Source organism: Bifidobacterium indicum (assembly GCF_036987015.1).
Lineage (GTDB): Bacteria > Actinomycetota > Actinomycetes > Actinomycetales > Bifidobacteriaceae > Bombiscardovia > Bombiscardovia indica.
Genome location: NZ_BTXM01000001.1, coordinates 1,258,624 through 1,271,363 on the forward strand (window position 1 = coordinate 1,258,624; position 12,740 = coordinate 1,271,363).

At 62.9% G+C, this 12,740-nt stretch carries 10 protein-coding genes; 4 read left to right on the plus strand and 6 right to left on the minus strand.

Annotation, left to right across the window (positions count from 1 at the left end):
• Positions 1–130: 130 nt before the first annotated feature.
• Together AACP59_RS05555 and AACP59_RS05560 are read right to left on the minus strand one after the other, a co-directional pair.
• On the minus strand, positions 131–1,336 hold the full coding sequence (locus tag AACP59_RS05555) for a hypothetical protein (protein WP_339350246.1): 1,206 nt from the start codon (positions 1,334–1,336) through the stop codon (positions 131–133).
• Positions 1,337–1,646: 310 nt separating this feature from the next.
• A complete protein-coding gene (locus AACP59_RS05560; protein ID WP_297316676.1) occupies positions 1,647–2,306 on the minus strand; it encodes a GNAT family N-acetyltransferase in 660 nt (219 codons plus the stop codon).
• A gap of 332 nt (positions 2,307–2,638) precedes the next feature.
• On the opposite strand from AACP59_RS05560, the gene AACP59_RS05565 reads away from it, so the two are divergent.
• From AACP59_RS05565 to mscL, 4 genes are all read left to right on the plus strand, one after another.
• Complete coding sequence (locus AACP59_RS05565; protein WP_297316677.1) at positions 2,639–3,355, plus strand: 5-formyltetrahydrofolate cyclo-ligase; 717 nt, start codon at positions 2,639–2,641, stop codon at positions 3,353–3,355.
• Positions 3,356–3,462: 107 nt separating this feature from the next.
• A complete protein-coding gene (locus tag AACP59_RS05570) occupies positions 3,463–3,666 on the plus strand; it encodes an FmdB family zinc ribbon protein (RefSeq protein ID WP_297316678.1) in 204 nt (67 codons plus the stop codon).
• A 73-nt stretch (positions 3,667–3,739) separates the two neighbouring features.
• Positions 3,740–4,720, plus strand: a complete 981-nt coding sequence (locus tag AACP59_RS05575; protein ID WP_297316679.1) for an SAF domain-containing protein — start codon at positions 3,740–3,742, stop codon at positions 4,718–4,720.
• Positions 4,659–5,189, plus strand: coding sequence for a large conductance mechanosensitive channel protein MscL (mscL, locus tag AACP59_RS05580; protein ID WP_339350250.1), 531 nt, complete (start codon positions 4,659–4,661; stop codon positions 5,187–5,189). The genes AACP59_RS05575 and mscL overlap by 62 nt, the downstream gene beginning before the upstream one ends.
• 215 nt (positions 5,190–5,404) lie before the next feature.
• On the opposite strand, the gene AACP59_RS05585 is transcribed toward mscL, so the two are convergent.
• The 4 genes from AACP59_RS05585 to AACP59_RS05600 form a co-directional block, all read right to left on the minus strand.
• The gene (locus tag AACP59_RS05585; protein WP_297316681.1) at positions 5,405–5,608 is read right to left on the minus strand and encodes a hypothetical protein; all 204 of its coding nucleotides are present in this window, start codon (positions 5,606–5,608) and stop codon (positions 5,405–5,407) included.
• Positions 5,608–9,201, minus strand: coding sequence for a PDDEXK-like endonuclease domain-containing protein (locus tag AACP59_RS05590; protein WP_339350417.1), 3,594 nt, complete (start codon positions 9,199–9,201; stop codon positions 5,608–5,610). The genes AACP59_RS05585 and AACP59_RS05590 overlap by 1 nt, the downstream gene beginning before the upstream one ends.
• Before the next feature lie 125 nt (positions 9,202–9,326).
• Positions 9,327–10,847: an FHA domain-containing protein gene (locus AACP59_RS05595; protein ID WP_297316682.1), complete on the minus strand. Its 1,521-nt coding sequence runs from the start codon at positions 10,845–10,847 to the stop codon at positions 9,327–9,329.
• A gap of 305 nt (positions 10,848–11,152) precedes the next feature.
• A complete protein-coding gene (locus AACP59_RS05600) occupies positions 11,153–12,679 on the minus strand; it encodes a glycoside hydrolase family 30 protein (RefSeq protein ID WP_339350251.1) in 1,527 nt (508 codons plus the stop codon).
• Between the last annotated feature and the right edge of the window lie 61 nt (positions 12,680–12,740).

The following is a 12,740-nucleotide window of genomic DNA, read 5'->3' on the forward strand; positions in this document are numbered from 1 at the left end:
GTCGATGAGAGGCTGACGAACACTCACCACGCATTCCTTTGCGCTATTCGTCATCGTAGCGCGAAATTAGCACTCTGCCAACTTGAGTGCTAATGCCGACAGTGAACAGTGGCGATGCCTGTGCCGGAAATCAGCTCTGCTTGGAGGGCTGGCGCCGGGCCAGGATGGCCTCGACACCTATGGCCAGGGAGTCCGAGCTCTGCTTGGGCGCCTCAACGTCGGCCTTGATCTCGCGCTGATGGAAGTCACTGGGCCGATCCCCCCGGTCCTTCCCGGATGAATCGGTCTGACCCTGGTCGGCAGTTGCACGGGGCCTGTCCACCCTGGTCCCCCGGGCGGAATCGGTCTTGACCGGCTCGGCCTTGGAGACCTGTCGGGTTGACTTGATCTCCAGGCTCTGTGGACCCTCGCTCTTCAGGGTCACCCCGTTGCGGGGGGAACCGAGCGAGAAGGAGATCAGATCCTGGGAGGCGGCCATCTCAAAGGCATCCAGGGCAGGAGATGGACTGATCCGCTCCAGTTCGTGGGTGGCATCCTCGCCCTGTTCGGGCTCTACCCTGACCGCAGGGGCCGCAAGCTTGGACCTGGATTCTGGCCGCTTCCCCTCGGGGATGGCCGTCCCGGTCCTGCCTTTGTTCTGTATGGGCTTGCCGGCTTCGGTCCCCTGCCCGGACTTCTGCTTCGTCCCTGTCCGAGCGGACCGGGATGCATTCTTGGCGGAGGTGACCGCGGTATTCTTGACGGTCGACCGCTTGGCATGGCCCACTGACTTGGGGTCCTGCGAGGAGGTCTTTACGCCCTTGGCCTCGCCATCTGCACCGGTTCTGGTCTTCGCGGCCTTGTCGGCGGCTGCCCTGCGATGGCGGGCATCCATGGCGACACGCTTCTCTTCCCTGGCCTGGGCAATGGTCCGATCGATCTCCTGCTGGTTCAGAACATCCGTTGCGGGCTCCGCAGGAGCTTCCGCGGCTCTCCTGGCATCGTTCGCACCGACAGCGAACTTCCCTCCAGACCGACCAACCCCTGCCGTCAGGCTGGCAGCGCGCTGACGACGCTGACGGGCTCTGCGTCGGGCCAGTCTGACCTCCCATGCACGGGCCTGAGCCGAGGCGCGCGCTCCTGCAGCCAGGACCAGAATCGTCAGGGCCAGGGGGATGAGCATGAACCAGAAGCTGTATTCCATGGGGAAGGAGAATCCGGCAACCAGCACCGTCACCGCCAGCAGGGAGACGACCAGGATGCGTCGCCTGCGAATCGCCTCCCGGCGCATCTGCCGAACGCGTCGAATCCGCCGAGCTTCATCCTGCGAGGCCTTGTCCTGCTGCTTCTGCTGCATGACCAACCCTTTCACTGTTCGTGACCCCGTATCGCCGAACCGCATGCCATCCTGCCCTCCGACCATGTGGAGGGAGGTGGACAGCTTGTCCTGGCGGTGTTCCGAGGCCCGTTTCATACCCCTGACGGTCCGCCCCGGCAACCAGGCCAGTACCAGAATCGCTGCAATCACCAACAAAATGATGCTGCTGAGCGATTCATAAACCATAGGCTCTACGATAGTTGACGGCATGCCCCAAATAAACAGCGAGTCCAAGCGTGTCGGCCCTGTACCCTCCCGGACCCGCTGACGGAACCAGGACCGAACAGCCCTAAAGTCTGTTCAAAATCCCCGGGTCGAAATCGTCGGTCAGGAGGCTGAAGGTCAGATGGTCCCGCCAAGCCCCATTGACGTACATGTACTTCCTGCGCAGCCCTTCCGGCTCCAGCCCCACCTTGCGGACCACGGACAGGGACCGTTGGTTTTCAGGCAGAATGGCCACCTCCAGGCGGTGCAGGTGGGGGCCGGTTTCGGCCCGGAAGGCCCAGTCCGCCAGGAGGGCCAGGGAGAGGGGGGCGAAACCATGGCCGACCCAATCCTTGGCGACCCAGTAGCCCACCGTGGCCGTCCTCATGGACCCGTAGCAAATCGCCCCCAGGGATATCTGACCAATCAGACCGGCCTGGAACTCCATCAGAAAGAGGGCTGAGTCCCCCTCACGCCTGGACCATTCAAGAGAGCGCATCCATTGGGCGTAGGTCATGCCGGGGCCATGCATGGGGTCGCCGGAATCCCAGGGCGAGAGCCAGTCCCGGTTATCCCACCGCACCCTGTTCCACTCCTCCTGATCGCCCTCGCGGATGGGCCTCAGACAGAAATCCCCATGCCCGGGAGGTGGAATCAGCCGATCGGGAAGGGCCAGGGCATGGGAACCCTGGCCATGGGACTGGGCACCATACCAGGCATCACGCAGGGACTGTAGGACGGACATACCTCAATGGTCTCACCATTCACCCACCGAATCGCCCCGGACTCGCCTGCAATCCCCCTTCAGGGGCGAAGGTCGACACTTCGGCATACTGGTCGGAATCATCCCCCCCCCCCCCAATCCTTCCTCCTGCGGAATCGAGACGCGCGCTGACACCCCTCGAAGAGAACGCCCGGGCCGCACAGGCCCGACCTGGGGCATTGCGATACCCTCCCCTCCCCGCACAACAAGAACCATTACCGCGTCGGAACATTACAGGGCCGTAGGAATTCCCTGATACAACGGTGGTATGACTTTTTTCCGGCCGAGCGCCGCCGACACAGGACAGGAGGGACATGCCCACCAGACAGGGACCAAACCCGGATGTGACGGATGCGAGCGCCCGAACACCCTTTGATGGGACCAGGGAAGAGAGCGAAAGGGGCAAGACGGCCCTGCGCACACGCCTTCTGGCAGAGCGGCGACGGATCGGTGATGGCCGGCTGCGTACCGCTGGACGGACCCTGGCTGTGCACCTGCGCGACTCGGTCCTCCCGGTCGTTCCGCATGACAGGAGCTGCATCCCGATTGCGGCCGCTTTCTCGTCCATCCGGGGCGAGGTACCCATGGACGACCTGCTCAGGACCCTCCTGGATCGTGGCTATCGAGTGCTCATCCCCAAACTTGGAGCGGGCATGGAAGTCGGGTGGGGCCGTATGGATGCCCCGGCCGATCTGAACCGGAGGGAAACCATCGGCGGCTGGCGTCCTGATGAACCCGAAGGTGCCAGCCTGCCTGCCGAAAGCCTGTCCGGGGCGGACCTGATCCTGGTTCCCGCCCTCTCCATAGACCTGAGGGGGACCCGACTGGGACGTGGCGGGGGTTGGTACGACCGGGCCCTGACGAAGAGGGAACCTGGGGCCCTGGTGGTGGGCATCTGTTGGGAGGACGAACTGACCGCAGACCCCCTCCCCCGCCAGCCTCACGACCTGCCCGTCGACGCCGTCCTGACCCCCGGCGGATTCACGCTTATAGCGGCAGGCCGGTCACATCAGGGGCCTTCGGGGTCATAATTGGGTCTTACGAGGTCACACTCACTGCCTAAGGTCACCAGTACCGCTAGGATATGGGTGTTGACCAGACCCGTACAGAGAACGATTACCAGCGGAGGGAAAGAACGGTGCCTACCTATCATTACCGTTGCAAGAACTGCGGCTACGACTTTACCGAGGAGCAGTCCTTCGATGACGCCCCCATCACCATCTGCCCCAAATGCGAGCAGGAACAGGTACGCAAGGTCTTCTCCGCCGTTCCCATCGAGTTCAAGGGGCACGGTTTCTACCGCACGGATGGGGCTTCAAGCTCCTCCAAGTCCGGCAAGTAAGTACTTCCGCCACACTTGACCACATCGGCCATGGAGCCCGGCAGCTCAGGGAATTCCCTGGCAGGCTGGGTCCATGGCTGATTTTCATTTCCTGAAGGCCCCCCTCTCACGTGGCCATGGGGGCAACCAACTGGCCGCCCGACGGAACATCCATAGGATGCGGCGACTGGGGGCCTCGCTCTGCCTGGGGCTGGCGGTCTTCCTCATCCTACAGATTCCGGCGGCCATGGCCGGGCACCGGCAGATCCTGGTCGCATCCACAGACATAGCCCGGGGTGATGCCATCACCGCATCCATGGTCTCGATCAGGACCATGACCGGTTCCCCTGACCTGCCGGGTGCATTCACCACCCCTGACCAGGTCCTGGGACATGTCACCCGGGTATCGGTCACCCGGGACCGGCCACTCCTGGATGTCATGATGACCAGTCGCCCCCGGGAACCTCCCGGAACCACCTCCGTAGGCCTTCACCTGGCCAGCAGCATCGACTCCCTGAGCCCGGGAGATCAGGTCAGACTGCTGGCACCCCACGGCTGCCAGACCGCGGAACCGGTCCCGTCGAACCTTGTCCGCCACCCACAGCCCGGTTCATACCTACACGACCATGACTTCGGCAGCCCGGACATCTTCCCTGCCGAAGAGACAGGTGCCGCCGGGTCATGTCTTCTGGCCGGGAAGGCCCTGGTCCTCGACCTCCCGCGGAAACCCAAGCCCACGACGGCCTCAGGTCCGGGCATGCGCGCACCCGATCAGGGAGGCCCCCTGGTCACCATGGCCCTGGACCCAGATGATGCAGTCAGGGTTCTATCCATGGACCCGTCAGTCCCCCTGATCGCCGTCCATCTGAAGGATGGCGCCCAGGAGCTGCCTGATGGGCAATCGACACCCTCCGGGCGGTATAAACACAGCCTCAAGTCACATGTCGCCGATAATGGGGTTAGGGATACAGACATGTGCTTTGTACCCGGTAGAGGATACGGAGGGAGAAGTCATGGATTCAGTCAATCATTTTGCGGTCAAAGAAACCAGCCAGGCGGCCAAAAAGATCTCTGAGGCCAGCAATAAGGGCGTAGCGGGAGAGTTCAAGCAGTTCATCTCTCGCGGGTCGATGATCGACATGGCGGTCGGCGTGGTCATGGGTTCCGCCGTGACCGCCATTGTCAATTCCATCGTGAACAACCTAATCAGCCCGCTGATCGCCATGATCTTCGGCAAACCCGACCTGTCAGGGCTGCTGAACATCACCTACAGGCATGCCACCATCTCCTTCGGTGCGGTTCTGACGGCCCTGCTGAACTTCTTCCTGATCGCCCTGGCCGTCTACTTCTGCATCATCATGCCGATCAACAAGCTTCGGCAGATCAGCAGGGCGGCCTCCGGTGTCAAGGAAGAACCCGGAGCCCCCTCCACCGAGGACCAGACCCTGCAGCTCCTTCAGCAAATCGCCGCCGACATCCATTCGACCCGGACCGACGAAGGCCAGGGAGAGCACGTCGCCGACCATCCTGACCAGAACCAGTGAACCATAGGGAGAGGGCCGAGACACTTCACCCGGTCCATACAGGGCCTGACTTCGGCAAGACCCCATCTGCAGACGTAACATCCGACTGCAGATGGGGTCTCTTGGTTCTGGGGGGGGGGGAAGATCCACTCATCAGGGTTTTACCACTTTCCGGAATTCAACCCCCTCCCCCAGGAGTTGGCCCTTGCCGGAGCAGCTCAATTCTGCTCCGGAATTCAGTTCTTGCGCTCAGCCGGGAAGAGACCCCAATGGGGAGGAAGTTCACCCAGAATACGCTGGTCATCCTCGCCCTGGCGGTCCACCTCGGTCTGTCTGTCCTGGGGGTCCATGAAGGTCCCGTCGACTTCGAACCGCTCCGTCCCCCTGCGCACCACCCGATGATGGCGACGCGGGCGGTCGGACTCTTCCACATTGGTCATCAGTGCGCCTGCTGGTAGATGTCGGCCAGGCGGGCGACGATGCGGTCCGCCTCCTTGTCCGGGTTGACAAAGGTGGAGACGCTCCAGACCGTCATGACGGACCAGCCCAGACCCTGCAGGTTCTCCGTATTGAAGCGGTGACGCTCGCGGGTGGACTGGGTGTGCATGAACTCCACGTCATCGGTCAGGACGGCCAGGGTGTAAGGCTTGTCCTTGAGACCGACCACCAGGGGAATCTTGGGCGAATCCTCATACCCATAATCAACGGCCACATCCAGCCCGCGTGAACGCAGCCGCTGGGCCAGGTCGCGGAAGAGGACGTTGGTGGATTCCGGGACGGAGCCGGGCTGAGGTTCCTCCTCGCCCAGGCCCTCGACCCAGGTCAGGAGCTCTTTCAGGAGCTTGGGGCCGGGCTGATGGAGGCGGTCATCCTCCAGGTCCTGGGCTGCAAAGGTGGTGACGATATCCAGATGACGGTCGCTCAGGGCCAGGGCATCCAGGAGCATGCCGCTGCCACCCTCACCTTCCAACTCGCCGAACTGCTGGAGGAGACGGCCATGGGAGGTCTTGGCGAAGCCCATGGTCACAATCACATCCGTGGCCCTGGCCCCACAGACCTCATCAATCCCGATGATGCGCACATGCCGCAGGAACTTGCCAAAGACCTGATCCTTGGCGGCCGCGGCCTTCAATTCGGCCCCCAGCCGGGAACGGTGGGTGGAGGAAAGGGTCACGACGGTCAGGATGTAGGAGGCGGGAACGATGGAGAAGGAAGCCGCCCGCTGCCGGAGCAGGTCGACCACGGCCGTGACCTCCTGCTGGTTGGATTCAACCAGACCGGTCGACATGACCGGCACACCTGTGCCCTGGACCCTGGTCAACCGAACCCGGCCGCAGGACCGATTGCAGGGCAAGGGGGAGGGAAGACCCCCATACCCATGCCCCTGGAGGAAGTCGGACAGAAGGGGACTGCGCCTGGACGGGCGTGCGGGCGCTTGGACCGGAACAAGCTTGTCAACCAGCTGCAGAAGCCCCTCCGAGGTGATGGTCGGACGGTGGGCGATGACCGCCACCTGCCTGGCCCTGTCCAGGGCGGTCAGGACCTGGATGGAGGGCATGTGGGCCCCGGCATCAATGATGACCGTATCGGCCATCTGAACCGGATCGGTCCGGGTGGCCAGTGTGGCGGGCGTGGCGATGATAATGGGCTTGGCGGCCCCCAGGATCCCCGGATGGGCCTGCTGGAAGACCGAGAAGGAGGCACCGGGATTACCGGCCAACATGGTGTGGAGCTGGTTGGCCTCCTGGGTGTGGGAGAAGAGTAGCTCCGACAGCCGTTTTACGCTTTCCTGGGCCACCATGGGGCCGACGCTGGCCACATGCTGGGCATCGACCTGGTTGAACCGGTCGGCCGCATTGGACAGTGCCGAACCATCCTGGTTGGAGATGATCCGGGAGGAACGCATGATGTCATCGAATACCGTGGTCCACCAGGCCAGCTCCAGCTCGCCGCGGACGGCTCCACGATCCACCTGCCTGGCGCGGAGGTCCTGAATCAATTCATTCAGGCCAGCCTCCGTGAACTCCCTCTCCAGGGAGCAACGCTCCGGCAGTGTCTCCAGGGCCAGGTGGTCGTCGAAGAGGGCCTTGAGCCGCTCCTCCACCCTGTTGAAGTCCATGATCTCCAGGTCGCCACCACTCGGTGTGGTAATCAGGACCGTGTCCAGGGCGGTCATGTCCTGGACCATGGCATCCTGTGTGTCGATGATCGTATCCAGCTTGGGCGGGAGGACGGGCCAGCCGCCGTGGGGGACGAAGGCGCGCCACTGCTCGGCCTGCCTGGCCACCACCTGGAGGGCCTCGTGCAGGTCCTCGACCTGGGCGCCCGGCCTGAACAGGCTCTTGGCCTCCTTGACCAGACGACGACGCTCCCAGAAGCCCAGGTTGGTCCCCTTGGACTTCCGTTCCGCCTTGGGCTTGGTGGCCTCGATCATGGCCGGGATGTCACGCTCGAAGATGGCCGGCTGGAAGACGTCGAGAACGCGCCGGAGGTTCTTCAGGACAACCACCTGCTTGCCCCAGTCCCGGACCGTCGCCGGCACCGGGAAGCCGCAGGTCTCCACGGTGGACTTGACCTGTTCCCGGGTGGCGGGCAGGAGTCGCTGCAGAAGACGGACGACCCTGGCGTAGGCATCGACGGCCTCGTTCTCGCTGGTCAGGGTGGCACCGAACCAGGGGGTGTCGTCGGGCCCGATGGTGAACTCACCCAGCTGGGCCGCGCGCTCCAGCTTCTCTCCCCAGACGTCCATCTGTGCCTGGAGGGAGTGGGCCGCAGCCGGAGTCAGGCGAACCCTGGTGGCGGGATGAGTGGGCAGGTTGGCTATCTGGGCCAGGTTCTGGATGGTCTGATAGGCCGAGACCCCCCAACCCGTATCCATACCGTGCAGGTCGCCCAGATACCGGGTCAGGCGCGTGCGAACCCCCACCAGCTCATCGGCCACCTGGTCGAAGTGCTCGGTGGCCTTGCCGGGTTTGAAACCGACCGCATCGATCAGACGGCGATCCAGGTCCTGGCTGAGCTGACCGTCGGTCAGGTCCAGGGCCATATCGGTCATGCCGTTGGCTTCGAGCCGCCGCTGGAACCGTCGCTTCTGCTCGACCACACAGGGCACATAAAGGACCGTCCGGCCCGCGGCGACACAGCGGGCGGCGATGGCCAGGGCATCATCAGCGCTCTCCCGACCGGTCTGCTCATCCAGGAAGACGCTGTGGCCGGAACCCACCAGTTGGGCGGCATACCTGACCTGGTTCCCAACATCTCCGGCCTCGAATTCGCTGTGGGGATCGGCATCGAAGGGGCTGTAATCGGGCACGGGCCCACCCTTGAGTCGTTCGGAGGCCTCCTGGTCTCCGGCCATGGCATCCAGGAGGTCATTGCCGGTCGGACCGGCCTCGATCCTGTCCAGGATGGTCAGGCTCTCCCCCAGCAGCTGGGCCGAGGGCTCGATGAAGCATCCCAGGACGATCTTGCGCTCAATGGTGAAATCACTGATCCGGGGCGTAACCAGATCGGTCATGTCCTTGAAGAGGGAGGATGTCTCAGGGGTACCGCCCTGGTAGTGGGAGGCGGAGAAGAGACGGGAGGCATCCAGTCCGATTCCCCTCTCCCGCATGGCCGAGATGAAGACCGGGTTCAGGTCGACCTTCCCGGTAAAACTGATCGAGGCACGGGATGCCCCCTCCCGTCCTTCGTCGATGTGAACAGGATACATGAGGACCGGCATGGCCTTGCCCTGCCAGGCCGCCACACCCACCACCAGGGAAAGTTGGGCGCAACCGCTGGTGCGTTCCTTGGCAGCCTGGTCATCAAGCACCCGCTCCAGACGCCGATGGGCCGCACGAAGCATGCCACGGTCGCGGAAGAGGGCGTCCAGATGAACCTGTCCACTGGCGAACAACTGGGCGATCCCCGAGGGATGGGCATGGGTCAGATCCATCTGCGCCGCCAGCTGGGCCACGTTCTCCAGGGGGGTGACCCCGGACTGGCTCTGATATGACTGCCGCCATGACCTGATGCGGTCCAGGGGCGACATACCGGAATTCTCCTGGCCGGATTCCTGGGCTGGCCCGGACTGGTCGCCCCCCTGGTTCATGCCTGCACCACCCCGCACCTGGCTCGCCTCGTCACTGTTCACTATCCGTTCGCTCATTCCTAGACTCACTTCCCGGTGGCATTCAGATACTCGTGGTAGCCTTCGTTGCCCTGTAGGGCCGCATCGATGTCCTCGTTGCCCTGGGCCGACAACCAGGCATAGAGGTCATCGTACAGGGCTGGATTCATGGCCAGGAAGGGCAGCAGTTGAGGATGCTTGGCCATCTCGAACTGAAGGGCGAAATCGGAGGTGCGCTTGGCATCGTCCGAGCTCATGCCGTCCACCTCGATGGCCTTCTCCTGACTGCCGTAGTCCCCCTTGGAGACCCGTTCGAAGACGGATCCCGGCTCAAAGGCCGGTCGGTAGGTCGGTTCATCGCCGGTCTGACCGACTGCGGCTGCCTGGCGTTCACCCGCAGCCTCCCGATCCTGCTGGGCCTGACGGGCCAGCTCGACGGCCCCGAGGGGCTGGAATGATCCCTTCTGGGTAGGTTGCCGTCCGGATGCCTGAGACTGAGACCGGGCTGCAGACTGAGACTGTACTGGCTGCGGTTGGGCCTGAGGTTGCACCATGGCAGGTCTGTCCTGGCCTTGGGCATCCGCCTTGGCGGTCCGGGAGTTTCTGGCATCGTCAAACAGGTTGCGCTGAACGGAGTGCCGTCCCTCCCCTTCCACGACCTGGGCCAGGACCGGTTGCACCGGCAGACCACCCATCTGCTGGCTGGCCTGCCCGGATTGGGGCGGCACCTGCTGTTGGTCGGGAACGTCTGCCTGGGCAGGACCTTGAACCTGAGACTGCTGTTGAGGCTGGGATTGAGCCTGATCCCGATTCTGAGACTGCTGTCGGGACTGAGCCGGAGCCTGGGCCTGAAGCAGCTGCCGAGACTGGGACTGAGGTTGGGATTGAGGCTGGACACGAGGCTGAGGTTGTGCTTCTGCAGGCCGAACTTCTTGTACCGGTGTCTGCGCTTCCTGCACCGGCACCTGCGGGGTCCCGGCTTCGGCCTGCCCCTCCCCCAGGGCCATGTCATGGAGGGCACTGACCCGGTTCCGGACACCATCGGCCCGGAATATGCCGGTAGGCTCACCTGCCCTCATGTCCAGGATGTCATCCACCGACATGCCGGCGGCATCAGGTTCCACCGGCTCCTTACGGTCACGGGCGTAGGAGAAGAGGTCGGGAACCTGCTGACCCGGCTTGGCCTCCTTCTGGGTCGGTGCTTCGACCTGGATGAAGTCCACCGGCACATCGCCGAACTGAAAACGTACCGAAGATCCCGGCAGGAGGAAGGCCGATTGGGAGGGCAGCCGGACCAGGGACCCATCGGCCTGGACCATGTAGGACCCGTTGGTGGAACCCATGTCACGCAGGGTGGCGGACCCCTCCTTGTCGAAGGTGAAGAGGGCATGGCGCTTGGACATGGACTTGGTGTCATCAGGGACATCCAGACGGCGCCTGCCGTCATCACTGAGTGGCCTCAGGGGTTTGCGACCGATTTCAATGGTCTGGCCGGGCTCCAACCTGGTTTTCTCCACCCCATTGACCTTGATTATCCACTCCAGCTTTGGTCTTTGACCGTCACTCACGCTATGGACCTCCAAATCTGCAGTCGCAATCACACAGTACTATCGCTATTGTGTCATGAAACCCTGAAATCGGTATGATTGCCCCCTGAATCGACTGATAACCGGCACATCACCGCATGGTCTGGTACTTCCATAAACAGCAGCGGCATTGTTCCTGAATCTGATTCGCCCCCAGCCAGGTTACCTGAAGAGATGCACAGCCATGACCAGCCCCGGAAACAATGGGTTCCGCCCGGGACCCCGAAGGGTACCGGGCGGAACCGATGCGGCCGTACGGCCAACCGACTCTAATTAAAGAAACCCGATCAGAGATCAGCCTCATCCTTGTCATCGGCCGGATGGGGGGTCATGTAGATTTTGAAGTCCTCATCCTCAGGAACCGTGGAGGTATTGATCCGATCGTCGGGAACCCGGTGGTAGGAAACCGTACCGTAGGCGGGCACCTCAACCAGCCTCCACTTGGCCCCTTCGCCATTGATGCCCAACGCCGCCTGTATGGGGGCACCGGTCGGATTGTAGAGGATGACACTGATTTCATCACTCCCACGGACGAAGGCCACCGAGCCAAGTCCACCCCTGCGCCCATCGACCGTGTACGATGTGGAGGCAGCCCTGCGGGCGCCCACCGGCACATCCTGGCCATAGTTGCGCAGCATGTAGTACTCCAGGTTCCTCTTGACCTTGCCGGTCCCCGAATCAATCGTGATGACACCGCGACGCCCCAGAGTCTTGGCCCAGCTGGGCAGGCCACGCTCGTCCAGGGCCAGGTTCCACAGATCGATCATGCCTACACCTTGACGGACCAGTCCTGTACCGATCTCACCGAACATGACATGGCTGGCCTCTTCAACGGTTTCGTCCAGCATGCAGCGGCGTTCACTCATGACACCCCTCCACTGGGGGAACTGGCGGGTCCCGTTGAAGACCCACTGGGGCAACCCGGAATAGGTATGGAAGGCAACACCGGCGAAGCTGAGCGACTCGGTTGGGGTCATGTATTCGTTGACGGCTCGTGAAAAGAACCTCAGCCCGTCATCACCGAAGAAAATCTCCACATCAGGGAAGCTGCGGTCCAGGGCCGGACGCAGATAGTCGACCCCCCAGCGTGTGAGCTCCTCCGGAGTCCAAGTGGTCATGGGCCAGCCTGGGTTGTTGGAGGGCTCGTTTTGTATGGTCACGGCTGCAATCGGAATACCCAGATCACGGTACGCCTCGATGAACCTGACGAAGTACTGGGCGTAGACGAAATCAACCTTGTCTCTGTTCCGGTAGCCGTTGCCACAGTATTCACCCAGACGCAGCCGCCCTGCCCCCTCGAGCCGGTTACTGCTCTTCATCCATGCCGGTGCGGTCCAGGGCGAGGCCAGGATGCGGATACCCGGATTGATGGCCATGATCTCCTGAAGGACCGGCACCACGTACTTCATATCCTTGGTGGCATCGGGAGCACCGGGCTCCCCCTCACCGATGGAGAAGTGGTTCAAAGCGGCATCGGTCGCCACACCCTCAGGCAGGTCATCATAGGAGTAGTAGCGCTGGCTGGAGAAGTCGCAGGAACCAATGCAGATACGCAGGGTGGAAAATCCCCCCTGAGCCGGGTCGAACATCTCGGTCAGGATTTTGCTGCGCTGCTCGGCATTCATGCTGGTCATGAACAGGTAAGCGCTGGAGTCGGTCAGGGCCGCCCCCGCGCCTTCCCAGAGCTGGTACTGCCGGGTCGGATCCACCTGCACCGGTACGGCCTCACCAGGGGTGCCGACCGTACCCGGGGCCTCCATGGGTTGCCGCCGTTGGGACAGGTCGCCTGAAGTGATCGTCCATAATTCCTTCATCTATACCTCGTTTCGCGCATATCCAAGACTGCCGCCGATGGGTTTCCAGGGCTGCCGTACC